The following is a 24,563-nucleotide window of genomic DNA, read 5'->3' as shown; positions in this document are numbered from 1 at the left end:
TTATCTGTAACGTCGATTGGGATGTGTAAGACAGGTACCCACGTGGATTTGGAATGCCGAGCATCTCGTCGGTGTCAGTCTTATCTGTAACGGTGTTCCCTTCGTGGTTACCTGTCGCGGCTTGCTGTATCGCATGCGCATTGACGGTGAGTAGTCTCCGAGGGCCGCCGGGGTGGCGAGTAGCTCCTTGACGCTGCGTTGGCTGTTCGCCTAGAAGGGCGGTTCGTCGGTATCTGTGGTCCACGGACCGGAGGGCGCCACGGCAGCGTCGGGTAGCGGGAGGTTTGTCACGACATAAAGGTTCAAGATGTCGTTGCGGTCGATGAACATGATTTGGCTCCGTTTGGAGGCGTCGAGGGCGTTACCGATCCAGTTGCGTGCCGCTTTGGTGATTTCGCCGCCCGCGACGATGAAGGCGTGGTCGACGAGAACCCGTTTGTTGTGTTCAGGGTCGAAGATCTCGTGGGCCAGCATCATCAGTGCCTGGTTGTGAATTTCGGCGATATTGGCGTTGCCGGTCTTGGTGACTCCGGAGGCGTCGAGTTTGCCCTTCTTGACATGAATTCCGAAGTAGAGGCGGTGCTGGGTGGGCAGGGTGTAGCGCATCCAGATGTCCTTGCCGTACTCGAGTGCCTTGTCTTTGTGGCCTGCGGCGGTGATGCGGTGAAAGCCGAGTTGCCGGAAGAGTGGCAGGAGGACGTGTTCGATGAGGGCATCTTCGCTGCAGGTGTCGAGGTATGCGGATAAGTCGGTGCGCCTTTGGTTTTCGGCGGGGGTGAGTGGTCGGTGGGGATTGGCTTGCAGCATGGTGACGGTGTCGCTGCCGAGGTGGCGTAGATAGCAGTGACGGTCTTCGGCGTAGAACGCTTCGAATCCTTCTCGGGTGAGCACGTCGTTGAGTTGCGCCAGTGCGCGGGGACGGTCGGCGCCTTCGTTGAGCGCCTCGCGCGGGTCCATCAGTTGGTCGATGAGACGGCAGAAGGTCTGCGGAGGTTGGTGTGGCCCGTCGTGGGGTTCGTTAAGGATGGATTCGATGACGTCGGCGACCCACCACTGTCGAGTCGAGCCGCCATGCACCCAGTCGGTGTCGAGGTCGGCGAAGAACTCGGTGATGTAGCTGCTTGACCGGTAGGGGAAGTACTTGGGCTTCTCGCCGAAGCCTGGATCGTCGGAGCCGACGTTTCCGCAGATCAAGTCGGCGAGGTCGGCGGCGTTTCGCCGTTTGAACTTCATGACGTTCCTCGTTGTGGACGGCCGCCGGCATTGCGGAGTCGGTGCAGTTCTCCGTGTGCGGTGGCCAATTCTTGTTGCAGTTGCTTGACCTGGGATTTGAGTGTGGCGATGTCGGTTTCGTAGCGGGTTTTCTGGCTGCGGAGTTGGTCGCGCAGTGCGGCGGTGATGCTGGTCTCGCCGTTGGCCTCGTCGCCGGGTGGGGTGGTCGGCCGTGGCCTCGGCGCAGTGGCTGCCGCGCGGATCTCGTCGCGCAAGTCTGGGTGGTTGTAGATGGTCTTGCGCGCGACCTTGGCGTAGTTGGCGACAGCGTTGATGTTGATGGTGCGCCCTTTTTTCTTCATCTCGCGCAGCGCTTTTCGGACCTTGGCGCGGGTCGCAGCCTTGCGCCGTTTGGTGCTGTCCAGCAGGCCTTCGGTCGATCGCGGTGGGGTCACGGTTCTCCGGTGCGGCGGCGGCGGGCTTTGTCGAGTGCGGATTGGTGCGCGCCGCGGGTTTGGATCTGCAGCAGCGGCAGTCGCTTGGCGGCGCCGGCGCCGGCCACCGAACCGGCTTCCTCTGTGGTGAGCCGGTCGATGATCGCCTGGAGGGAGGCGATTTCGCGGCGGCGTTCGATGATCCAGATGTTGTCCTCGCCGAGTTCGCGACCGGAGCGTTGCCGGTATTGGTCTTGACGCTGCGCGATGAGGGTTTGAGTGGAGGCGAGCTGCTGCCGCAGTTCGGCCAGGTGGGTGGCGTCGGTAGCGAAGTGCCCGCAGGATAGACAGGCGTTGCCCTTGTCGCAGGATTTCAGCGGCGGCAGCAAGCAGACCCCGTTGGGCAGCACACGGTCGGTGCGCTTCGCGAGTTGGGTCATTTCATAGATGTCGTGTGGGGTGATGTCGATGTCGGCGCCGTGTGCCCCAATCTTCTTGTGTTTGAGGAATTCCGCCTCAGCGGTGGCCGCCAGGGTGGCGGCATACCGGGCGGTCATTTCAGGGCTCTTGTGGCCGAGGTAACGCTGCACGACGTGAAACGGCACACCGTCGTTGAGCAGTTCGGTGGCCCGGGTGTGGCGCAGCCGGTGTGTTTGGGTGAATCTCAGCGGGCGCCCGGCGCTATCGGTGAGGTCGTGGCATTGGTCGAGCTTGTCGAGCATCGCCCGGTAGGTGGTGTAGGACCGTGGCCGTTGCCCGCGGTGCTGATTCTTGATGCCGAGGAACAAGTATTTCGGTTGCAGCGCAGGGTATTTGGATTTCAGCCAGGCCTGTTGCTCGGTGATGATGTCGACGATGGCCTGCTCGACCAGGATGGTCGGTATGACGCCGTCGACTTTGGTTTGTTGATACCGCAGCCGCGCGACGAACGCCCCGCTGTCAGGTTCGGCGGCGTCGGTGGGGCGGTCGCGGCCGGGGATGGCTTCGAGCGGGTCGTAGTCGAGCATCAGGATTTCCGAGGCCCGCCGGCCGGTCAGGGCTTGCAGCAGCCAGATGCGGGCGGCCTGGGGGTCACCGAGCCCGGGCAGGACGGTCAGTGTGCCGTCGGGCCGGGTCATGACGACCTTCTGCTTGCGGTCGGCGGCCAACACGTCGAGGTAGGTGAGCATGCGTTGCAGGTCGGCGGTGGAATACCAGGTCAGGTCGCGTTCGCTGCGCTGGCGTCGGGGCGCGTGGATCGGTGACCACAACGCAGTGTGGGTCAGCGTGGCCTCGCGCCAGCGGAGATTGCCGGTGCCGGCAGCGGCCTCGGCGGCGTGGTCGTGCATGAACGTGTAGAACGACTGGGTTTCGCTTTGCAAGCTGGCCACGGTGTAGGGGGTCAGCCGCTCGGATTGTGTTGCGGCCTGCGGTGATCGCAGGTACTCGAGGTAGCCCAGAAACGCTTCCCGCAGCTCGTCGGGGTCGGTGCTGATCAGCGGGTCGTGCAAATACCCCCGGTCGCGCGCGAAGCGGCCCAGCTGCGAGCCGATGTTGCGTGCGCGCGAGACGACTGAAGACCAGGTGAGCAAGTCATAAGTCAGGGCGCTGCGCAGCCAGAACCGCAGCCCTTCTCGCAGCCACACCGGTTCGATGCCGCGCAGCCGCACCGCTTGGTCGTGGTGAGGTTCGTGCGGGCGTTGCGGGATGCGGGGGTCGGCGCGAAGATCCCAGATGTCGTGGCTCCACCACGGGGCGTCGGTGCAGCGCACCGCTACGGCCAGGTGCAGATGCTCGATGAGATGGCGGATGTTGCGCCGCGACCCCGCTGACGGTAGCCGGTTGTTGCGTCGCTGGAACGCCAGGGCGGCCTGGCGGATCAGCTCGGTGGGATCCAGATCGGCGATGCTGACCGGTGGGTGACCCGTGCGGGCGCTGTGTTCGGCGACCGCGCCCGGCAGGGTCCGCACCAGCCAGGCCAGCAAGGAGGGCTCGATCCGGCGCAGCTGCTGATCCCAGCACAACCACACCCACCAGGCGATCTCCTCGGCGAACCGCGATGGGGCCGCCGGGGTGAAATCGTGTGCGGCGGTGGCGCGGTTGGCGCGCAGATAGAACTGGTTGCGCAGGAAGACTTCGTCGTAAGGGGCCGCATAGATCGGGTAGACGGGACGGCGCCACGCGGCGGGAACCTGCGCCCACTGGGCCTCCCACGAGCCGAGCCCAGCCACCAATGGCCCCGCATCGCTCGCGGTTGGGCGTGGTGGCTCAGGGGGTGTCGTCATGGTGCAGGCCTTTCCATCCGGCCACGTAGTTGCGCCACTGGGCCACGGTGCGCATTTCGGCGTCTTCGGTGACCCAGCCGTAGGTCGACAACGTGGTTTGGATGTCGGCATGCCCGAGTCGGCGCATCACCACGTGTGGCGGTGCCCCGGAAAGCAGCAGCGCGGTGGCATGGGTGTGACGCAGCCAGTGCGGTGTCCAGTCTTCGGGCAGCACACCGTTGGACCGTCGGGTCAGGGAATCGACTTTGGCGTAGACGGTTTCGGCTCGCATCGGGGCGAACCGTTCACCGGCGACGAGGTTGACGAACACGAAATGGGTATCCAGGTTCGGCATCGCAAGGTCAGCGCCGTGGTCGACCAGATGCCAGACATAGGACGAATACAGGGCTTCCAGGTCGTCGCCGATGTAGATCCGTCGCCCGTGCAGTGTCTTGCCGCGGGCTCCGCGTGGATGGTCCTGGCGGGTGCCCACCTCGATGTAGGGGGTGGCGCCGGTGCCGAGGTGAAAGTCGTGGTGGCGCAACGACAGTGCTTCGCCCAGCCGCATCCCGGTCTCGGCCAGCGTGGCGAACAGCAGCCGATCACGCAGGCCGGACGCGGGTCCGGACCAGACATGCCCATTCTGGGTGGCGCACCCGTCGAGGATGGCGGCGACTTGGCTGGGCAGCAGTACCGGGGTGGCCGCGAGGTTACCGCGGCGCACCGTGTAGACCGGACGATCCTTGGTTCGAGGTGGGCCCACCCCGGCCAGCATCGGAATGTAGCGGGAGCGACCGCGTTTGCCGCGGCTGGTGAACAGCCGCCGATACGGGACGGTCAGTCCGTGGGCGTCGGCGTGGTAGCGGTAGCAGGCCAGAACCGCTGCGGCCCGCAGTTGGGTGCTGGCCGGGCCCAACCATGTCGGCGGGGCGCCGATGCGGGCGGTGCCGGGCAGATCCCCGCTGCGCAGATAGGCCAGGAACTGACCGAACATCGCGGTGCTGACCTCGCGCCAGTCGGTGCCGGTGTACTCCAGCAGGGTCCACCAGGCCGCCAGCCCGGCGGCATAGGCCTTCACCGTGTTCGGGGAGGCCGCGTCGTCGCGCAGGAACTGCAGGTACTCCTCAGCCGGGTCGACGGGCAGGTGATCGGCGCCCAGCACGGTGTAGGTGTCGGGGCGATCGGTCAGTGCGATCCGCTGCGTGCGTGCCATCGTGTGCTGACCGACCCGTGGCGTTCTGCTAGGCCTGCCGGGGAGCCCGGTGCAGTGGCACCACGATGTCGCCCTGTCCGGCACCGACGTCAGCGGTCCTGGCGTGCTCGGTGCGAGACCGGCCGGGTGCATCGCCTTGACCGGCCAAGATGTCGGCGAGCAGATCGGTGGGATAGATCAGATTGTGGGCGGCCAGGGCTTCGGCCGAATCGGCCCCGGCGTAGCAGACCCCCATCCACCGCCGCAGCAGCCGCGGCCGCTCGGGCTTGTAGGTGTCCCAGCCCGGTTCGGTTTTGCCCCAAGTGTGCCCGGTGTCGGTGTTGATCCTGGTGTAGAGCTGACGCTGCAGCGTCAGTGCGCGGGCGTCGTCGATCAGCTTCGATTCGCGAAGATGAATGATCAACGCCCCAATGGAGATTCGCCACTTCAACTTCACCTCGATCAAGTCATTCAGTGTCGGGGCGTCCGGGATCTCGGCGGCGATCGCCTCGGCGGGCGCGAGCAGCTCGGAGGCAAACCGCGAGGCTTCCCGTTCCTCCTCATCGCTGATATCGCCATAGCGGTGCAACACCAAATGCCCGATCTCATGGGCAACCGTCCAGCGGGTGCGCTCCCACGACTCCATGCCACGCAACAAGACAACGGGGCGGTCGCGATAATCGCCGGTCCGCGCCGAACAGCCCAGATGCTTCTCGGTCAACAAGCCAACCGGTTCATCGTCGGCGTTGTCCCAATCGATCAGCCCGGTGGAACGCGAATGCTTCATCCGCAGCACCACCGGAACCCCCGCGGCTTCCAGCTCGTAGGTCAACCGTTTGATCGGCGTCAAAGGCTCCACGCCCAGCCAGCGGCGGGCCTGCGCGGCTGCAGCGACCACATCGATGCCCGCGGGCAGCGGCTCCAGCCGCACTGCCGGCAGGGTGGCCTGCCGGTTGAGTTGATGGGCAAGATCACCGATGACGTTGGCGAACACCGCCAGGTACTCCTTCTCGGCGGCCGTGGTGGACTTCGGCGCCCGGAACAACAGATCCCGAGTGCTCACCCGTGACACCGGGGCGGTAGTGAAAAACGCTGGGGGGAAACGCAACAACGCGGCCAGCCGGTCGAACTCGGTGGTGTCGAGCACCGCTGTCTCGGCCTGCTCCAGTCGGGTTTGCCGCGGCGACCGCCAGCCCATGTGCTCCATGACGGCGGTACCCGACATTCGCCGAAGGACCCGGGCCTGGCGGACCCGAGTGCCGAACACCTCGACTGTCGTCATCACCGACCACCTCGTCCCCGGTCAGCGCCAGTCGGCAGAATCGCATGGTCTAGGCCTCCGAATCCCCAGTCTCCGAAGGCGATTCGGGGGGCAAGAGATCCTCGAAGTCGCGCACATCCTCGTCGTCGGAGTCGTCGGGTGCCGCCATCTCGGCCGCTGTCTTGGGCCGGATCGCCGGCGGCAGTTCGACGAACTCCACGATCCGCTCGTCCTTGGTGTCGATATCGGCGACCATCGCCAGGATGGCACCGGCCACCGACAGCCTGCCCGGGCTCTCCCACCAGTAGGCGATGAACTCGTACTGGTCGCCGATGCCCGGCGGGCCCATCACCTGCGGCTCCGATTCCATCTCGGCGGCGTCGAACGCCATCTGCTTGCCCGGCTGGGTGGCTGGTATCGGCTGTGGGGTCAACGCACCGATGTCCTCGGCCTCCTGCGGTGTCAGGTGGCGCAACCGCGCCCAGGCCACCTTCTTGGTGTCGCCGAGACGCACCGACGAACTCGGGCCAGAGGTCATCTTCAACGTCGACCCCGGGCCGCACGACGCCCCTTTCGGGGGTGTCCGCGGTGGGTCGTCGAACCTGCTCCGCGCGTCGATGCCGTTCATCAGCAGCACCCGGGTTCGCACGTCGCTGCACAACGTTCCGCCCGGGATCCGCATTGGGTCGGGACACACCGGCGCCCAGGCGGCCAAGGTCTTGTCGAACGCGACCTCCACCTCGCCGAGCAACTTGGCCCACGCCACCCCGTGCTGGGTGACCAACTCGGTAAGCAAGTCCTTTGGAACCGCCATGGCAGAAATTCTGCACGGTTTTTCCTACAACACTGTGGAGGCTCCACGCGTGTCGGGGCGTCAATTTCGGCTGATTCACCACGTCCAAAGTATACATGTGTAAATCGTGGGATGCAGTGCAAACACACCGATTTCGCGAAATTTCGAGTACATTTCGGCGGCCGAAAATGGTCGGTGGCGGTGTCGGCGTGAGCTGCCGCCGATCACCCGTCGGCGCTTGCAGGAAGGGGCGGGCGGGCCTGCCGAACATGCGTACGAGTGTGACCCATGTGACTCGTGTGGCCGGTGAAGCGCTGGGCGTGTTGCCGCACGGCGAATCCATATCGGGCCGCCTGATTCTGTCGAGCCGTCGTCATCGACCAGACCCGCGTGATCCCTTGGAACCGGTCGAGCGAGCAGTGCGTCCTACGAGCATGGATCCCGACGACAGACAAGCATTGACTGATGCCGGGATTAGACCCTGAGGCCCCGCCGGTCCAAGCGGCGCTGGACCTTGTCCGGTGGGAGCTTGAGCACCTTCTCGGCGTCGATGTCACGGAACCATGACATCGACACGCTTGTTGCGGTACCGCGACATCGGCGTGCTCCTGCCCCCGCCGCCGCCGACGTAACGTGAGACGGTGACCACCCAGGATCCGCGCACCGGCGAAGACACGCTCGACCTCATCGACGACGCCGTCGCCGCCCTCGCCGATCGCCGCGGCGTCTGGCTAGGAGATGATCTGCGCAGCCTCGCCTTGGTCGCCAGCCTCATCCAGCAAGCCGAACGTTGCCTGCCCCAACTGGTCCACGACGCCCGCGCCAACGGCCACGGCTGGACCGAGATCGCCCGAGCACTGGGCACCAACCCCGCCGAGGCCATCTTGCGATTCGACCCCGAATCTCCGATTGCCGACGGTAGATGGCCTTAGGGGCATCAACGGTGGACCTGACTGCTGAATCGTGAAATCAGAAAAAGGAGGCTCGTCGGCCGGGCCGTGGACCGCTGGTGGGGTCAGTGCCCGCCGGGCACCTCTTGGGCTCCACGGCGTTTACCGCGCACGGTTGGGTTGGGGCCACCAGCTGGCGTCGCGCAGCAGTGTCGCGATGGCGGGGACGGTGAGGGTGCGGACGAGGAAGGTATCCAGCAGTAGGCCGCATCCGACGATGAATCCGGCTTGGATCATGATGGCGATCGAGCCGAACATGAGGCCGAACATGCTGGCTGCGAAGATGACCCCGGCGGAGGTGATGACCGATCCGGTGTTGGCCACAGTGCGCAGCACGCCGACGCGGATGTTGGTGCCGGATTCCTCCCGTAGCCGCGAGACGAGCAGCATGTTGTAGTCGGCGCCGACGGCCACGAGGATGATGAACGCCAGAAGCGGTACGGGCCAGGCGATTTCGTAGCCGAGTCCCCATTGGAAGACCAGGACGCCGATGCCCAGGGAGGCGAGGTAGTTGAGCACGACGGTGCCCAGCAGGTAGATCGGGGCCAGCAGGGCACGCAGCAGCAGCACCAGGATGAGGCCGACGATCACGATGGTGGCGATGGCGAGTTGGGCGAAGTCGGCCCACAGAAGGCGTGCGATGTCGGAGTTGACGGCAGGGAATCCGGCCACTGACACCGTAGCGTGGGCCAGGGAGGTGTTGGGGCGGGCGGCGTCGGCGACGTCAGTGATCGTGTGGGCGAGGTTCATCGCGTCGACGCTGTAGGGGTCGTGGCTGGACTCGATGGCGAAGCGGGCGGTCTTGCCGTCGGGGGACAGGAATTGCTTGGCGACATCGGCGAATTGGCGGTTCTCGAAAGTGTTGGGAGGTAGGTAAAAGCCGCTGGAGGAATCTGAATCCGCGCTGGCACGCGCGGAGTTTTGTAGTTGGGTGGCGATCTGACTCATGCCTGAGAGCATTTCAAGGTTGCTGTCGACGAGGGTGTGCACGCCGGTGGCCAGGGCTTGGGCACCGGAGGCCAGTTGGCTGATGCCGTCTTGGAGTCGGCCGATGTTGCCGGCCAGGTCGGCGGGATCGCCGAGGGCTCCGAATGCTTTGTCCATGGCGGTGACGGCGTTTCGGATGTCGGCGAGGGTTTCGGCAACCGTGGCGCCGGTCGCGGGATTGTAGCGGTCGCCGAGGTCGGCGACTTGGTTGAAGAAGCCACTGTTGCGCAGGGTCACCAAGACCTGGACCTGGTCTCGGATCTGGGCGCATTGGGGTGTGGTGGCACACCACGGAGCGGTGTTGAGGGCACCGACGAGCGGATCGAGGATGGCGATGGCGTGGGCGGCTTGGTCGGCCCATGGCCGCAGGCCCGGCCCGGCTTGGATGGCCTGGTCGACCGCGGGTGCGGTGGCCGAAAGTTGCTGCAGCAGCGGCCGGAACTGCTGCATTTGTGTGCCGGCGGATTGGGCTTGGCTCAAGATTCCGCTCAGCGGGGCCAGGGCGGTGCGCAGGGTGGTGTCGAGTTGGGCCAACCCGGCGGCCAGTTGGTCGGCGCCGTTGGTCAGTTTGGCCAGGTCGGCTTTGCGGGCGTTGCCGTCGGCGACGGCGTCGGCCATCTTGTCCCCGATTTGTTGGTTCTGCCAGGCTAATTCGGCTTGGTCGAGTCGCTCGCCGGTGGGGCGGGTGACCCCTGAGACCTTGGTGACGCCGGGGATCTGGGCCACGCGTGAGGCCATCTCGTCGAGATCGGCCAGCCCTTTGCCGGTGCGCATGTCGGTGGGGTTTTCGACCACCAGGAATTCGGTGAAGACGACGTCTTTGCGGAAGTGGCGGTCCAGCAGCTGGTAGCCCTGGTTGCTGGCGGTGTCGGCGGGTTGGCCTTTGCGGTCGTCGTAGCTGATGTTGATGGTCACCGCGACCGCCGACAGGGCCAGCAGGACGGCCAGGCTGATGGTCAACAGTGTGACTGGCCGGCGGACCACGGCGACGGCCACGCTGTTCCAGTAGCGGCGGGTGCGGTCGGGTTTGGGGTCGCCGATGCCGCGTTTGGCGGCCAGTGCCAGCACCGGCGGCAGCAGCGTGACGGTGGCCAGGAATCCGAACAGGACAGCGATCGCGCACGCGGGGCCTAAAGCGGCGAACACGCTGAGCCGCGCGAACACCATCGCCAGGAACGCGAACGCCACGGTGGCCGCCGAGGCCAAGATGACCCGTCCGATGCTGGCGGTCGCGTAGATCGCGGCCTGCTCGGGCGCTACCTGGGCGCGGCGCTGCTCGTGGTAGCGGCTGATCAGAAACACGGTGTAGTCGGTGCCCGCGCCGAGCAGGATCGCGGTCATGAACGCCACGGTGAACTGAGACACCGGCATGCCCATCTCCCCGAGCGCGGAGAGCACACCGCGCCCGACGGCCAGGCTCACACCGATGACCAGCAGTGGGAGCAGGGCGGTGAACACCGACCGGTACACGATCAGCAGAATCAGCGCGATCAGCCCGGCGGTGGCGATCGAGATGAGCACCAGATCGTGTTCGGCCGAACCGATTTGGTCGCTGAAAGTGGCCGGTGGACCGGTCACCCGCACCGTGGTGCTCGAATCGGCGAAGGCCTCGGCGGCGAGGGCGCGCACCGCTTGCACGGATTCGGCCGCGGTGGGGTCACCTAAGGTGCCGGCCACGCCGACCGGCAGATACCAGGCCTTGCCGTCCTGGCTGACCGCTTGGGTGGCGGTGACCGGGTCGGCTAGCAGGTCTTGGACCAGCAGCACATGGTCGGTGTCGGCGCGCAGCCGCGACACCATCGCCTCGTAGCGGTCACGCGCGGCCGGAGTCAACCCGGCGGGGTCTTCCATCGCGACGAAGACTGTGGTCTTGGATCCCTGCTCGCCGAACGCGGCGCTCATCCGGTCCAGCGTTTGAAACGACGGCACGTCGCGCGGGATCAGATCCACCGATTGCTGCCGCACCACCGTCTCCAACTGCGGAAACAGCAGGGCCAACACGACCGCGACCGCGAGCCATGTCCCGATCACCAGCACTTTATGCCGCACGGTGAATCCGCCCAGGGCGGCCAGCCGCCCGCTGTATTCCCTCCCGGCGGCCGGCGGCCGGGTCTGCCCGGTTCGTGCCGTGTGGCGCGCGTTCGCCGTGGCCGTCGAACCTGGTCGGCCGTCTGTCATCGCATCTACTCCCGAAAGGGAAGCGCCTCTCCCTGGAAGAGAGACTATGGAAAAGAGACTATCGGTATCGCAACGCTACTATGAGTACCCCTTTGTGGGGAACGGCATGCACCCGAGGTTGCCGACGCGATGCCCCTGTAGTGGTGGCAGCGCCGGCATCGTCAGGCGGTTTCTGGCGTCGGTGGTCGGTGGGCCACCAGGAAATCGTCGACGATGCGGACACGGTCCGCTGGTGTCAGTGTTTTCATCCCGGTGAGTTTGGCGAACACGATGGGTCCGAGTAGTTGGATGATGGCCAGCGTGGTGTCGAAGTCGTCGAGTTCATCACGAGCCGCCGCGCCGGCCAACAGCTCGTCGAAGGGTTGCCGGTACTGCTCGATGACGCGAGCGCTCAGACCGGCCAGGGGCTGGCGCGCGTCGCTGTTGGGATCGGGCCCCAGCGCCAACCAGGCCAACGCGGTCAGATGCAGCGGCGCCTCATCGATCAGGGCAGCCTGCCGATGCACCAGCTCGATCAGCTGGTCACGTAGATCCCCCGTGGCCGGCGGCGAGGTCACCTGGGGAAGCAGCCGCTCAAACGCCTCCGCCAGCAGATGCGTGGTGCTCTCGAAGTGCCGATACAGCGTGGTACGCGCCACTTTCGACAACCGCGTCACCGCGTCCACAGTGACCGCCTCCACCCCGCCGCTGGTCAACAGCGACGTGGCGGCATCCAGCAGCCGGGCGCGTGAACGAAGTTTGCGCGGGTCGACGTCGACGTCGACGTCGTCATCGTCGACCGCGTCATCTGACCCGCGTGCCGACGGTTCGGCGGGGTCAACTGCGGCCATCGGCGGACACGCTCCTACCTAACAGTCCTGCTCTGCAGCGTGGCGCTATCTCGCCACCGCCGCGGTGCTGTCGTACTCGTCGGGTATATCGTGGCGCACGACGCGCACCCTGCCCCGGGGCAGGCAGGCCATATAACCGTGGTACTTGCCATACAACTCCCACGCCGTCCGATGCTCGTCACCCGCGACGTCGATCCGGTGACCACTGGAAAACTCCAGATGCAGGTGACCATCCTCGTCGTAGAGCGCCCGAGTGCACGTCGATCCCGAAAAATCCAACAGCGGACGCATCGCCACCGGCACATCGTTCGGATCGATGACGACCTCCTCGAGCGGGCAGTCACCCACCGGAGGCACAGTCAAGCGCAGCGGCCCCCAAATGACCAGCTCGTTGTACTCGTCGAGGTCAAGGGCGAGGCCATCCTTGACCGCGACGCGCTGCACGGCGCACCCCTCGATCCACTGGCTCAACATCATCGTCCCTTCGACGCGACGTCAGGTCCTCACTCCAAAGACTACTCCTGGTAGCGCTACGCTACTGCAAGTTTCATTATCCCGGCCTTTCGATTCAGATTTTCGAGTGCTCATCGTCACCGATCAGCAGGCGCATCGCGTGGTCCAGTCGCCGACCGACCTCGGCCGTCGACACCCGCCGGCTCAGCCAGGCGGTCAGATTTGACAGCCAAACATCGCAGATAACTGTCGCGATAGCATGCTGCTCCTCGGTGGGCTCACCGCCGCTCATGGCGCGTGCCAGCATGCCTTCGAAGACGTTGGCGGCATGATCAACCTCCGCGGCCGCACTGGCGTCAGCGAACACGAACGCTCGCGTCATCGCTTCCGTCAACCCGGGATTGCGCTGCCATTCCTCGTTGACGCGGTCGATCAACCGGCGCAGCCGCTGCTGCGCCGTAGCGCCGCTCGCCGCCCAGTCGTAGCTGGTGTCGAAGCGTTCGAACTCACGTCCCAGCGCCGATACCAACAGATGCACCTTGGATGGGAAGTAGCGGTAGAGCGTTCCGATGGCGATGTCAGCCCGCTCGGCGACCTCCCTCATCTGAACCGCGTCATAGCCGCCCCGCGACCCAATCGCCACAACTGCATCCAGGATCAGGGCGCGACGCCCCCGCATCGGCGTGGCGGCAGACCGCAAGTCAGCGAAGGCTGTCGGGTTCATGACGGCGCCACATAGAAGTTGAGCCATCCAGCCCACCAGTGATGCGGGTATCGCCAAACATCTCACCGGCACCAGTCAATGGCGCCCCGGCGATGGCGTCGACCGGCGGATCTTCTGCCGACATGGCCCGTGCTCCCCCTTGAGTGCCAGCTATCTACACCAATCACGCTACTACTAGTAGCGGTGCGCTACCAGTAGTACTAGTTTTCGGGGAACCGCGCGCGGACGCGATCGGAGGACATCTCGTTGGCAGGCGACATCTTGGGGGCACTGCAAGCAGAAACGCCAGAATGTCCGCTTTGGCGAAGCAGTTAGAAATGGTCGATTAGGCGATTCCGGTACCGACTGCGGCATCTACGAGATCTGCATCTCCACTCGCGGTCGCGCAGTGATCACGACACTCGGAAGCGCCGCTAGCATGCCCAGCCGTCGCCGACATGATCGGCGCCGCCACGGAATCCAGAACCCTCCGCGCCCAGCCGCGACCTACACATGTGCACCTGGCGGGCCATCAAGCAGTTCGATCACCACATGTATAACTCATCTTGACCAGCCCATATTCAGCAAACTGCCGCTCTCCTTACAGATAACCATGCCAGGTGCTATTGCATGTCGCCCGGGATCGAAGCGGCCGGCGTCGGCTCGTCGAGATCGCCTTGCTGCGCGCCGTCGACGGGCGGGTTCGTGCCGTCACCGCCTGGCATGTCGACCAGGGCGTCACCGAGGCCGTGGGTGAGCTGCGGCGCTTGCTGCAAAGCCGAATGACGTCATGAACGGCCAACTGATAGCGGCGGTGCTGTTGTCGCTTGCGGTCGTGGTGCTTTCGTCGTCCCCACGGCGCCGACTCGCGTTATCGGCGCCTGGTGGTCGGCACCTCAGGTGGGCGCACGTGCGGTGGGCGGGCTGTATCGCCGCGGGTTGCTCCGCCGTTGCCGCCGCCGCCTTGCTGCCGTCGACGACCGTGCTTGCCGGCACTGTGCTGGGTGCCACCATCGCCTTGCGACACCGTCGTCGCGGTCGAACCCGCCGGGCCACCGACGAGGGCCGAACCTTGGAAACCGCGCTGGACGTGCTGGTTGGCGAGCTTCGCGTGGGTTCACATCCGGTGCACGCGTTCGATGTCGCGGCAGGTGAAACGCGCGGCCCGGTTGCCGCGTCGTTGCGGGCGGTCGCGGCACGCGCCAGGTTGGGCGCCGACGTCGCGTCGGGTCTGCGCAGCGCGGCCGGCTCCTCGGCGCTGCCCACGCATTGGGAACGACTCGCCGTGTGTTGGCGGCTGGCTAGCGATCATGGCTTGGCCATCGCGACCCTGATGCGCGCGGCACAGCGGGACATCGCCGAACGGCAACGATTCGCGGCGCGGGTGGCATCGGGGATGGCCGGGGCGCGCGCCACTGCCGCCATCTTGGCGGGCCTGCCAGTGCTCGGGGTGCTGCTCGGCCATTTGATCGGGGCCCGCCCGCTGAGCTTCTTGTTGAGTGGCCACGCGGGCGGCTGGCTGCTGGTAGCCGGAACCACGCTGGCCTGCGTCGGGCTCGTGTGGTCGGACCGGATCACAGCGCGAGCCGGAGCTGAGACGTGACTACCGCGGCGGTGCTGCTGGCCCTGGCATTGTGGACCGGCGCCGGCCAGTCGACGCTGCGAGCACGAGCCAGGATGCCGACGCGCGGACCTACCCGGCAAGGCCTGTGGAACCGCGCCGCGCGCGGGGCGGACCCCCTGGCGGTTGCATCCAGCCTCGACGTGCTGGCCGTGTGCCTGACGGCCGGAATGGCGGTGTCGGCCGCCGCGGCGGCTACCGCGCCGTCCGCGCCGCCCAAGCTGGCCCTGGTACTGCGGCGGGCTGCCGATCTGCTGGCGCTGGGCGCGGACCCGGCCGTGGCGTGGTCATCGCCGCCGGATCTGCCGGCCGACGCGGTGGACGCACAGACCGACGCACTGCTGCGGTTGGCCCGACGTTCGGCAGCTTCGGGCTCGGCGTTGGCGGACGGTGTCGCAGAACTGGCCGATCAGTGCCGAACTGACGCCACACACGCGGCCGCCGCCGCCGCCGAGCGCGCCGGGGTGCTGATCGCCGGACCCCTGGGGCTGTGCTTTCTGCCGGCGTTCGTATGCCTGGGCATCGTCCCGGTGGTCGCCGGGCTGGCGGGCGATCTTCTGCAATCAGGACTGCTGTGAGCATGAGTAAAGAACGACCAAAAGGAGAAAGCATTGGGAACCAACATGTTTCGGGTATTCATGGCGCGCATGACGCTGCTTGCCACCGACGAGTCAGGGATGTCCACCGTCGAGTACGCCATCGGCACCATCGCCGCCGCGGCCTTCGGCGCGATCCTCTACTCCGTCGTAACCGGTCACTCCATCGTGTCGGCGCTGACCAACATCATCGGTCGAGCCCTCAACACCAAGGTCTAGCTTCCAGTGCCGGCGCAAGCACGGTGGAGGCGGCATTGGGCGTCGCCTCGTTGGTCGTGGTGCTGGTGGTTTGCCTGGCTGGGGTTACTGCGCTCTCGATGCAGGTTCGCTGTGTGGATGCGGCCCGCGAAGCGGCCCGATTGTCGGCGCGCGGCGACGAAGGCGCGGGGATCGCCGCGGCGCGACGCATCGCGCCGGGCGGTGCCCAGGTCCGCGTACACCGCGACGGCGACTTCCTGGTCGCCACCGTGGTTGCGCACTCAAAGCTGTTGCCTGCGTTGGACATTGCGGCCAAGGCTGTCTCGGCGGCCGAACCGGTGGGATGATCGCGGCTCGGCCACCGTGCTCGCGGCGGCAATGGTCGCCGTTGTGCTGTTCGTTACCGGCGCCGGTGCATACCTGGGTTCGGTTGTGGTGGCCCGCCACCGAGCCCAGGCGGCGGCCGACCTGGCCGCGCTAGCGGCGGCGGCGCGGCTACCGTCCGGCGTCGCGGCGGCCTGCGCCCGGGCGACGGCAGTGGCCCGGGGGATGGGCATCGACGGCGCCGAATGCCGGGTGGACGGCCTCGACGTCGTGATCACGGTCCGGGTGGCTGTCGCCTTCACCGGTGTCGCGCAAGCCGCCGCGCGGGCCGGGCCGGTTGCCCACTAACCCAGTCGGTGGCCGCGTCGTCAGCTGTCGTCGGTCAGATTCGCGTCGGCGAGTTCTTCGTCGGTGGGCCGCCGCAGCGACACCAGGCCGGCGAACGTACCGGGTTCGAGCTCCACCCGGTTGACGGTGACATGCACCGGCACCCACTCGCCACGGTCGCCGGGTAGGCGTAGCACGCGAGATGTGGCTCCGCCGGCGAATTCCGACGTCATCGACGACTTCAGCTGTTCGTCGTCGGGATGCACCCGCGGCCGGTGGGGGTCGCTGCCGCGCCAGTCATAGAAGGGGCACGGGTCGTCGAGCCACTTCAGCAGCGTCCAGTTGTTGAGGTCGACCAACGCTCGGTGTACCCCGGGCTGCGCTAATCCGTTCAGGATCTGCTGCGCCAGCCGATCGACCGGCATCGGCCCACCCTCGAGTTCGCCACGCCAGTTCATGCCACGCGAGATCAAGTGATCGCGACCGTCTGGGCCCGGCTCCACGGCAGTACGCGCCACGAATCCCACCCGGATCGGCTGACCCTGCCAATCGATGACATCCCAGCTGCTGCAGAGTGTTTGACCCGGTTCGGCTTTGATGGCCAACGCGAGAACCTTGCTTTCGTTGGGGTTGAGATCGCGCGACGGCAGATCCTCCGCGAAGGCCCGGCAATGGGTAGCCTCGACCGCGGGATTCTTACCGCTGTTCTCCAGCGACTCCGGCGTATCGGTGGCCATGCCCAGCGTCAGATCCCACTTGAGTGGGCCTGGGACCGGCCGCTCCGGCGGGTCGGTGCCGGCCGGTCCGCTCCAAACGTGCACGCCGTGCATGCGGCCGTCGGACATCACGACTGGTTCGGTGCGAATGACGCGGTCGCTCTTGGGGGTGATGCTGGTCAGGCTCTGGCCGGTTTGCACGGACTCGGCGATCGCCGTGCGGACCGCGGAGAGGTATGGGCTTCGCCGCAGGAACGTGGTGATCGGAACGAGATTCTTTGGTTGACGCCCCTGCGCTACCACGGCAGGTTCGTCGCCCAGCGTCTCCACGAGCAACCAGTCGTGGGCCATGTCGGCAAGTTTACGGGCCGACCGAGCGCGGCGGGGCCAGGTGAAGCGGGCCGCCGCCGGCACTGCCGCCTGGAACGGACGGATTCGTGCGCCCTAGGAATTTGCGCAGACCGGTTGGAACGAGGTAGTTTCCTCTGCGCCCGCAGCGTCGGGCTTACGAGCGGGTCGCGCTTTCCGACCGCTCGTCATCCCGTGGAGGTCGACCGTCGAGGGGTCGGTCGCCATCCGCCGGATTTCTCAGCGTGATTCCCCGGCCAGCGCCCCGAGCACCAGCCGCAGCACCTGCACGGCACCGGCCTTGTCCAACGGATCATTCGCGTTGCCGCACTTGGGCGACTGCACGCACGAGGGACATCCGCTCGGGCATTCGCAGGCCTCGATGGCCGCGGCGGTGGCATTCAGCCAGGTGCTGGCCTGGCGAAAGCCGCGTTCGGCGAATCCCGCCCCACCCGGATAGCCGTCGTAGACGAACACACTGGGCAGACCATCGGGCCCGATGGCAGTGGACATCCCGCCGATATCGCCGCGGTCGCAGCTGGCCACCAACGGCAGCAGTCCGATGGCCGCGTGCTCGGCGGCGTGCAACGACCCGGGGACTCGAGGTAGCTCAATATTGTTGTGTATCAAAGCTTCCGGCGTGATGGTGTACATCACCGCGACGGTGGGCAAGGTGTGTTGGGGCATGTCCAACTCGATGAAGTCGATCACCTCCCCGCTGAGTTGCCGACGCAGATAGCCGACCACTTGGTGGGTGACGGTCACCGGCACCAGGCCCAGGGTGACATCGCCGAACCGGGAGCGCTCACCGGAACCGGTGACCGAGATGTCGGTGACTTCCCGCGCGAACGTCGCGTAGCCCGGATCGCCCGCATGCACGAAGGCGATGCCGTCCGCGATATCCAGCGAGTCGACGACATACGTTTCGCCCTGATGCAGATACACCGCCCCCCGATGGACTGTCGCCGGAGCCTGGCCGACACCGACGCTGCCCAGCAGCCTTCCCGTGCCGGTTTCCACGATCATGATCTGATCGCCCGTTGAACCTCGAATATCCACCGCCGCATGGGGTTCGAGGCCAGGCGCGGGAAAAAGCCTGTCGTTGCGCCGCCGCAGCAGCCCGTCGTCGACCAGGTCCTCAGCCACCTGCTCGGCCCCCAACGCTCGGACCTCGGCGTCCTCGAGCGGCAATTCGGTTGCAGCACAGAGCAACTGGGGTCCGAGCAGGTAAGGATTGGCGGGATCGATCACGGACCGCTCGACCGGTTTGTCCAGCAGCGCCGCTGGATGATGGACGAGATACGTGTCCAGCGGGTCGTCGCGGGCGATCAGCATCACCAGCGCTCCCTGTCCCCGTCGACCGGAGCGGCCGGCCTGCTGCCAGAACGAGGCGACCGTTCCTGGAAACCCGGCCAGCACAACGGCATCCAGCCCGGCGATGTCGACACCCAATTCCAGGGCATTGGTGGTGGCCAAACCGCGCAGCCTGCCCTCGGCCAGCGCATGCTCGAGTGCGGTGCGGTCTTCGGCGAGGTAACCGGCTCGATACGACGCCACCGTGTTCGATAGCTCGGGAGCGATCTCGCCCAACCGGGATTGGGCGCCCAGCGCGGTCAGTTCCGCCGCACGCCGCGACCGCACGAATGTCAGGGTCTGCGCGCCTTCGGCGATCAGGTCGGCCATCACACGCGCGGCCTCGGCGCCCGCGGACCGTCGCACCGGGGCGCCGTTCTCGCCGGTGACGTCGGTGCGCAGCGCCGGCTCCCACAGCGCCACGGTGCGTGCCCCCTGCGGTGATCCGTCCTCGGTCACCTCGATGACCGGGCGGCCGATGAGTTCGGTGGCTGTCGCTCCAGGTGCTGCCGTCGTCGCACTGGCGAAGATCACCGTCGGCTCGGCCGAGTAGCGCGCGCACAACCGGAGCAGGCGACGCAGCACCATGGCCACGTTCGAGCCGAAAACACCGCGGTAGTAGTGACATTCGTCGACCACAAGGTAGCGAAGACGGCGCAATAGCACCGCCCAGCGGGCGTGGTTGCGCAATATCGACAAATGCACCATGTCGGGGTTGGAGAACAGCCAGCGGGAGCGCTCGCGGGCAAAGCGGCGCACCTCGGGGGGACTGTCACCGTCGTAGGCGGTGGGCGCGACGTCGGCCAGTCGTGGGACGGCGGTGGTCAGAGCGTGCGCGGCGCGCAATTGATCGTGGCCGAGCGCTTTCGTCGGCGACAGGTACAGCACTCGGGCCGCGGGGTCGGTGGCCAGCGCGTTGAGCACCGGAAGTTGGTAGACCAAGGATTTTCCCGACGCGGTGCCGGTGCTCACCACCACATGACGGCCGGCGTGCGCTAACTCGGCCGCGTGGACCTGGTGCGACCACGGAGCGACGATGCCCCGGTCGGCGAACGCGCGAACCACGTCGGGCTCGGCCCACTCCGGCCACCGGTGGGGCCGGCCGCTGCGCGCCGGCAGCTCGGCGACATGGCGCAGCGGGCGCTCGCCCGGTGGGGTGCCGGTGAGCGCGACGGTCAGCAATTCGCTGCCGAAGCTGGCCATCCCAAGCCTTTCTGCGCGTGCCTAGCGGGGTGTCCGGTATGACGCTGACGTAAATTCACCATCCCTTCGCCCGCCAAGGAACTGTCGCCGACGCGTGGAACATGGTTGACTGATCCCGGTCGCAGCTTCTGTGTTCGTGTCAAACTTTCGCAGGATCGACGTTGCGGCCGCGGTTCCTGCGAGGTTATCGGTCGGGTGAAGTTCCGGCGACTCCGCGAGGTATGGCGGTCGCAGCTTGGCCCGGGGCACCGAAAGGCGGTGCACCGCACCCAGAAGAAAAGGAAAGATCGAGAAATGCCACAGGGAACTGTGAAGTGGTTCAACGCGGAGAAGGGGTTCGGTTTCATCGCCCCTGAGGATGGTTCCGCGGATGTTTTTGTCCACTACACGGAGATCCAGGGTTCGGGCTTCCGCACCCTTGAAGAAAACCAGAAGGTCGAGTTCGAGATCGGCCACAGCCCTAAGGGCCCCCAGGCCACCGGCGTCCGCTCCGTCTAAGCGGGCAGAAGCTGACGAAACCCCCCGGCGCGATCCGGGGGGTTTTCGTTTGAGGTAGTCGTGGCGAGCAGACACAAAATCGCCATTTTCGAGCCGGAATAGGGGATTTTGCGTCTGCTCGCCGGTGGGCTGCGACCAGCGAGCTGAAGACCGCCGCGCCGAAAACCTCAAGCCGGGACTCGTCTCCCTGGCCTACTGTCGGTGACGTGAGCCAGCTCTCCTTCTTCACCGCCGAGTCGGTACCGCCCGCGGTCGCCGACCTCGCCGGTGTGCTGGCGGCCACGGGTCAGATCGTGCTGGTCAACAGCGGCGACATGCAGGGCGCCCGGCTCTCGGTCGTCGTGGATGAGCCATGGCGCGCAGAGGCGCTGGCCGAGATGATCCAGGAAGCCGGATTGGCGGCCGAGATCTCCCGCAGCGAGGAAGACAACCCGCTGGTCAGGACCGAAGTCAGCCCGTTGTTGCGCAGCATCGCCGCCGAATGGACGCGCGGCGCGGTCAAGACCGTACCGCCGCGCTGGCTGCCCGGCCCGCGGGAGTTGCGGGCCTGGACCCTGGCGGCGGGCACTCCCGAGGCCGATCGCTATCTGCTGGGCCTGGATCCGCACGCGCCGGACACCCATTCGCCGCTCGCGTCGGCGCTGATGCGGGTCGGCATCGCGCCTACGTTGATCGGCACCCGCGGAGCTCGCCCGGCCCTGCGGATCAGCGGCCGGCGCAGGCTATCGCGCCTGGTAGAGAACGTGGGGGAACCGCCGGATAGCGCGGAAGCGTTGTCGCAATGGCCGCGGGTTTAGCGGCCCGCCGGCGTCCCAAACGCGGGGAGTCTGCTGGCACCCAGTTTGCGCGGGCCCACCAAAGGGTGCGAAATTGTCAGGTGCCCGCAGGCGGAGGGACGCCGACGGACCCGGATCGCCTGGAATGCATCTGCACGTCAGGACCACCGTCATCCCTGCTACGGGTGGTCCCGTCAGGGGCCGGAATACAGAGATGGAGCGTAATCGCAGTTGCCTGACCCGACTACTCGAGGCCGAACGGGCACTACTGGCGGCCGAAATGGGAGCCCACGGCGACTTGTCATTGTCGAGTCGCCGACGAAGGCGCGCAAACTAGCCGGCTACCTGGGTCCGGCGTACATCGTCGAGTCGTCGCGGGGACATATCCGCGACCTGCCGCGCGCCGCGGCGGATGTGCCCGCGAAGTTCAAGTCCGAGCCCTGGGCCCGCCTTGGCGTCAACGTCGACGCCGACTTCGAACCGCTCTACATCATCAGCCCGGAGAAGAAGAGCACCGTCACCGAGCTGAAAGGGCTGCTCAAGAACGTCGACGAGCTCTATCTGGCCACGGATGGCGACCGCGAAGGCGAAGCGATCGCCTGGCACCTGATGGAGACCCTGAAACCGCGCATTCCGGTCAAACGGATGGTTTTCCACGAGATCACCGAGCCGGCGATCCTCGAGGCGGCCGAAAATCCGCGCGACCTGGACATCGACCTGGTCGACGCGCAGGAGACCCGCCGCATCCTGGACCGGCTGTACGGCTACGAGGTCAGCCCCGTGCTGTGGAAGAAGGTCGCGCCCAAGCTGTCGGCCGGCCGGGTACAGTCGGTGGCCACCCGCATCATCGTGCAGCGGGAACGCGACCGGATGGCGTTCCGCAGCGCGTCGTACTGGGACATTCTGGCCAAGCTGGACGCCAGTGTGACCGACCCGGAAGCACAGCCGCCCACCTTCAACGCCCGGCTGACCAATGTCGATGGCATGCGCGTGGCGACGGGACGCGATTTCGACTCTCAGGGCGTGCTGCGCGGAAGCCGCGAGGTCGCGGAAGTCACCGTGCTCGACGAGGCGCGCGCGACCGAGCTGGCTGCCGGATTGCACGGTGCCCAGTTGACCGTGGCGTCGGCGGAGGAAAAGCCCTACACCCGGCGTCCGTATCCGCCGTTCATGACGTCGACGCTGCAGCAGGAGGCCGGCCGTAAGCTGCGGTTCTCCGCGGAGCGGACCATGAGCATCGCCCAGCGGCTCTACGAGAACGGCTACATCACCTACATGCGTACCGACTCGACCACGCTGTCGGAGTCGGCGATCAACGCCGCACGCACGCAGGCCCGCCAGCTCTACGGCGCGGAGTACGTTTCCCCGTCGCCGCGTCAGTACACCCGTAAGGTGAAAAACGCCCAGGAGGCACACGAGGGCATCCGGCCGGCGGGCGAGACGTTCGCCACCCCGGACGCCGTGCGGCGCGAGCTGGACGGCGACGAATTCCGGCTTTACGAGCTGATCTGGCAGCGCACGGTGGCATCGCAGATGGCCGATGCGCGCGGCACCACGTTGAGCCTGCGGATCGAAGGCACGTCCGGAGCGCAGCAGGTCGTGTTCTCCGCGTCTGGGCGCACGCTCACCTTCCCGGGGTTCCTCAAGGCATACGTCGAGACGGTGGACGAATTGGCCGGTGGTGAGGCCGACGACGCCGAGCGCCGGTTGCCGCATCTCACCAAAGGTCAGCGGGTGGATGCGGTCGAGCTGACCCCGGACGGACACGCCACCAACCCGCCGCCGCGCTACACCGAGGCGTCGCTGGTCAAAGCCCTCGAGGAGCTGGGCATCGGCCGGCCGTCGACGTATTCGTCGATCATCAAGACCATCCAGGACCGGGGCTACGTCTTCAAGAAGGGCAGCGCCCTGGTGCCGTCGTGGGTGGCGTTCGCGGTCACCGGCCTGCTGGAGCGACATTTCGGCCGGCTCGTCGACTATGGGTTCACCGCGGCGATGGAAGACGAGCTCGACGCGATCGCGTCGGGCAACCAGCAGCGCACCAACTGGCTCAACAACTTCTATTTCGGTGGTGACGTCGGGGTGCCGGACTCGGTGGCGCGCTCGGGCGGGCTGAAGAAGCTCGTCGGCGTCAACCTGGAAGGCATCGACGCTCGAGAAGTCAACTCCATCAAGCTGTTTGACGACGCGCAGGGCCGCCCGATCTACGTTCGGGTGGGTAAGAACGGGCCCTACCTGGAACGCTTTGTGTCCAACGACGACGGCGAGCCCACGCCGCAGCGGGCCAACCTGAGCGATTCCATCACCCCTGACGAGCTGACCTTAGAGCTCGCCGAAGAGCTGTTCGCCACCCCGCAAGAGGGGCGCGTGCTGGGCGTGGACCCAGCCACCGGCCACGAGATCGTCGCCAAAGACGGCCGGTACGGGCCGTATGTGACCGAGATCTTGCCCGAGCGGCCCGATGATGGTGACGAAGGCAACCAGGGCGCCAAGAAGGGCAAGAAACCGACCGGACCGAAACCGCGGACCGGCTCATTGTTGCGCAGCATGGACTTGCAGACGGTGACGCTGGAAGACGCGTTGAAGCTGCTGTCGTTGCCCCGGGTGGTCGGCGTGGACCCCGCGTCGGGCGAGGAGATCACCGCGCAGAACGGGCGTTACGGCCCATACCTGAAGCGCGGCAACGATTCTCGCTCACTGTCCACCGAAGACCAGATATTCACCATCACGCTCGACGAAGCCCTGAAGATCTACGCCGAGCCGAAACGTTCCGGCCGGGCAAGCGCCTCAGCGCCGCCGCTGCGCGAGCTGGGGACCGATCCGGCGTCGGGAAAGCCGATGGTGATCAAGGACGGCAGGTTCGGGCCTTATGTCACCGACGGCGAGACCAACGCCAGCCTGCGCAAGGGCGACGACGTGCTGTCGATCACCGACGAGCGTGCCGCCGAGTTGCTGGCCGACCGGCGCGCCCGCGGCCCCGCGAAGCGGCCGGCCAAACGGACTTCCCGCAAGGCCCCGGCCAAGAAAGCGGCCAAGCGCTCGTAGTCAGTCTCGCCGTTTATGCGCCGGGGGGCGGAAGCGTCAACGGTTGCCCGCTCCCGAGCGACAATTTGGCCTGCTCGGGCGTCGTGGAAGGACGTCTCCGGCGCCCAGGCGCGCGTCAGGGCTTTCGGTGTGAAACCAGGGCTTTCGGTGTGAAGCCACCGCTTCGCGTGTGAAGCCAGGGCGGCGTGTGTGAAGCCAGGGCGGCGTTTTCGCCGTCAGGCCGCCCTAGGCTCACGCTGAAAGCCATAGCTTCACACTGAAAGCCATAGGCTCACACTGAAAACCGTGGCTTTACTCTCAAAGCAGGCAGCGCGATCGAAGG

General features: G+C 66.4%; 22 protein-coding genes. 10 read left to right on the top strand and 12 right to left on the bottom strand.

Annotation, left to right across the window (positions count from 1 at the left end; translation table 11 throughout):
* Nucleotides 1-210: 210 nt before the first annotated feature.
* The 6 genes from AC5Y2L_RS27930 to AC5Y2L_RS27905 are packed head-to-tail and all read right to left on the bottom strand — an operon-like array spanning nt 211 to nt 7,156.
* Nucleotides 211-1,233, bottom strand: coding sequence for a PDDEXK family nuclease (locus tag AC5Y2L_RS27930; RefSeq protein WP_085241169.1), 1,023 nt, complete (start codon nt 1,231-1,233; stop codon nt 211-213).
* Entirely contained in the window at nt 1,230-1,667 is a 438-nt protein-coding gene (locus AC5Y2L_RS27925; protein ID WP_085241171.1) for a DUF6262 family protein, read from the bottom strand. The genes AC5Y2L_RS27930 and AC5Y2L_RS27925 overlap by 4 nt, the downstream gene beginning before the upstream one ends.
* A complete protein-coding gene (locus AC5Y2L_RS27920) occupies nt 1,664-3,910 on the bottom strand; it encodes a tyrosine-type recombinase/integrase (protein WP_234784895.1) in 2,247 nt (748 codons plus the stop codon). Before AC5Y2L_RS27920 ends, AC5Y2L_RS27925 begins: the two co-directional genes overlap by 4 nt.
* On the bottom strand, nt 3,894-5,102 hold the full coding sequence (locus tag AC5Y2L_RS27915) for a tyrosine-type recombinase/integrase (RefSeq protein ID WP_499939910.1): 1,209 nt from the start codon (nt 5,100-5,102) through the stop codon (nt 3,894-3,896). Before AC5Y2L_RS27915 ends, AC5Y2L_RS27920 begins: the two co-directional genes overlap by 17 nt.
* 28 nt (nt 5,103-5,130) lie before the next feature.
* Nucleotides 5,131-6,363: an ImmA/IrrE family metallo-endopeptidase gene (locus AC5Y2L_RS27910; protein ID WP_499939911.1), complete on the bottom strand. Its 1,233-nt coding sequence runs from the start codon at nt 6,361-6,363 to the stop codon at nt 5,131-5,133.
* 49 nt (nt 6,364-6,412) lie between these two features.
* Nucleotides 6,413-7,156 carry a hypothetical protein gene (locus tag AC5Y2L_RS27905; RefSeq protein WP_085241237.1) on the bottom strand — a complete coding sequence of 248 codons (744 nt, stop codon included), beginning with the start codon at nt 7,154-7,156 and terminating at the stop codon, nt 6,413-6,415.
* 620 nt (nt 7,157-7,776) lie between these two features.
* Here AC5Y2L_RS27905 and AC5Y2L_RS27900 point away from each other — a divergent pair.
* Nucleotides 7,777-8,067, top strand: coding sequence for a hypothetical protein (locus tag AC5Y2L_RS27900; RefSeq protein ID WP_003925196.1), 291 nt, complete (start codon nt 7,777-7,779; stop codon nt 8,065-8,067).
* A 120-nt stretch (nt 8,068-8,187) separates the two neighbouring features.
* Here the strand turns inward: AC5Y2L_RS27900 and AC5Y2L_RS27895 are convergent, their stop codons facing one another.
* The 4 genes from AC5Y2L_RS27895 to AC5Y2L_RS27880 form a co-directional block, all read right to left on the bottom strand.
* Nucleotides 8,188-11,250: an MMPL/RND family transporter gene (locus AC5Y2L_RS27895; RefSeq protein ID WP_499939913.1), complete on the bottom strand. Its 3,063-nt coding sequence runs from the start codon at nt 11,248-11,250 to the stop codon at nt 8,188-8,190.
* A gap of 161 nt (nt 11,251-11,411) precedes the next feature.
* On the bottom strand, nt 11,412-12,080 hold the full coding sequence (locus tag AC5Y2L_RS27890; RefSeq protein ID WP_499939914.1) for a TetR/AcrR family transcriptional regulator: 669 nt from the start codon (nt 12,078-12,080) through the stop codon (nt 11,412-11,414).
* Nucleotides 12,081-12,125: 45 nt separating this feature from the next.
* On the bottom strand, nt 12,126-12,554 hold the full coding sequence (locus AC5Y2L_RS27885) for a DUF6188 family protein (RefSeq protein WP_040546811.1): 429 nt from the start codon (nt 12,552-12,554) through the stop codon (nt 12,126-12,128).
* Nucleotides 12,555-12,648: 94 nt separating this feature from the next.
* A complete protein-coding gene (locus tag AC5Y2L_RS27880; RefSeq protein WP_040546644.1) occupies nt 12,649-13,257 on the bottom strand; it encodes a TetR family transcriptional regulator in 609 nt (202 codons plus the stop codon).
* Between the two features lie 599 nt (nt 13,258-13,856).
* Here AC5Y2L_RS27880 and AC5Y2L_RS27875 point away from each other — a divergent pair.
* From AC5Y2L_RS27875 to AC5Y2L_RS27850, 6 genes are read left to right on the top strand one after another with little or no spacing between them, the layout of a single operon-like run.
* Nucleotides 13,857-14,030 (top strand): hypothetical protein, encoded by a 174-nt coding sequence (locus tag AC5Y2L_RS27875; RefSeq protein ID WP_499945631.1) that lies wholly within the window; start codon nt 13,857-13,859, stop codon nt 14,028-14,030.
* Nucleotides 14,027-14,839: a type II secretion system F family protein gene (locus AC5Y2L_RS27870; protein WP_499935440.1), complete on the top strand. Its 813-nt coding sequence runs from the start codon at nt 14,027-14,029 to the stop codon at nt 14,837-14,839. The genes AC5Y2L_RS27875 and AC5Y2L_RS27870 overlap by 4 nt, the downstream gene beginning before the upstream one ends.
* Nucleotides 14,836-15,435, top strand: a complete 600-nt coding sequence (locus AC5Y2L_RS27865) for a type II secretion system F family protein (protein WP_499935439.1) — start codon at nt 14,836-14,838, stop codon at nt 15,433-15,435. The genes AC5Y2L_RS27870 and AC5Y2L_RS27865 overlap by 4 nt, the downstream gene beginning before the upstream one ends.
* A gap of 45 nt (nt 15,436-15,480) precedes the next feature.
* Nucleotides 15,481-15,672 (top strand): DUF4244 domain-containing protein, encoded by a 192-nt coding sequence (locus tag AC5Y2L_RS27860; RefSeq protein ID WP_499935475.1) that lies wholly within the window; start codon nt 15,481-15,483, stop codon nt 15,670-15,672.
* A gap of 23 nt (nt 15,673-15,695) precedes the next feature.
* Nucleotides 15,696-15,998 (top strand): TadE family type IV pilus minor pilin, encoded by a 303-nt coding sequence (locus tag AC5Y2L_RS27855; RefSeq protein ID WP_499935437.1) that lies wholly within the window; start codon nt 15,696-15,698, stop codon nt 15,996-15,998.
* Between the two features lie 43 nt (nt 15,999-16,041).
* The gene (locus AC5Y2L_RS27850; RefSeq protein ID WP_499935435.1) at nt 16,042-16,323 is read left to right on the top strand and encodes an Rv3654c family TadE-like protein; all 282 of its coding nucleotides are present in this window, start codon (nt 16,042-16,044) and stop codon (nt 16,321-16,323) included.
* Between the two features lie 20 nt (nt 16,324-16,343).
* Here AC5Y2L_RS27850 and AC5Y2L_RS27845 read toward each other — a convergent pair whose 3' ends face one another.
* Complete coding sequence (locus AC5Y2L_RS27845) at nt 16,344-17,369, bottom strand: PAS domain-containing protein (RefSeq protein ID WP_499935434.1); 1,026 nt, start codon at nt 17,367-17,369, stop codon at nt 16,344-16,346.
* A gap of 237 nt (nt 17,370-17,606) precedes the next feature.
* A complete protein-coding gene (locus AC5Y2L_RS27840) occupies nt 17,607-19,922 on the bottom strand; it encodes a DEAD/DEAH box helicase (RefSeq protein ID WP_499935433.1) in 2,316 nt (771 codons plus the stop codon).
* A gap of 294 nt (nt 19,923-20,216) precedes the next feature.
* Here AC5Y2L_RS27840 and cspA point away from each other — a divergent pair, with 294 nt between their 5' ends.
* From cspA to topA, 3 genes are all read left to right on the top strand, one after another.
* Entirely contained in the window at nt 20,217-20,420 is a 204-nt protein-coding gene (gene cspA / locus AC5Y2L_RS27835) for a cold shock protein CspA (protein ID WP_007166602.1), read from the top strand.
* 206 nt (nt 20,421-20,626) lie between these two features.
* A complete protein-coding gene (locus tag AC5Y2L_RS27830; protein ID WP_499935432.1) occupies nt 20,627-21,217 on the top strand; it encodes a hypothetical protein in 591 nt (196 codons plus the stop codon).
* Nucleotides 21,218-21,427: 210 nt separating this feature from the next.
* The gene (topA, locus tag AC5Y2L_RS27825) at nt 21,428-24,241 is read left to right on the top strand and encodes a type I DNA topoisomerase (RefSeq protein ID WP_499935431.1); all 2,814 of its coding nucleotides are present in this window, start codon (nt 21,428-21,430) and stop codon (nt 24,239-24,241) included.
* Nucleotides 24,242-24,563: the final 322 nt, after the last annotated feature.

It is taken from the genome of Mycobacterium sp. NGS66 (genome assembly GCF_059812225.1).
Note: the sequence above shows the minus strand (reverse complement) of the source record. Positions and strands in the feature narration are given on the sequence as shown.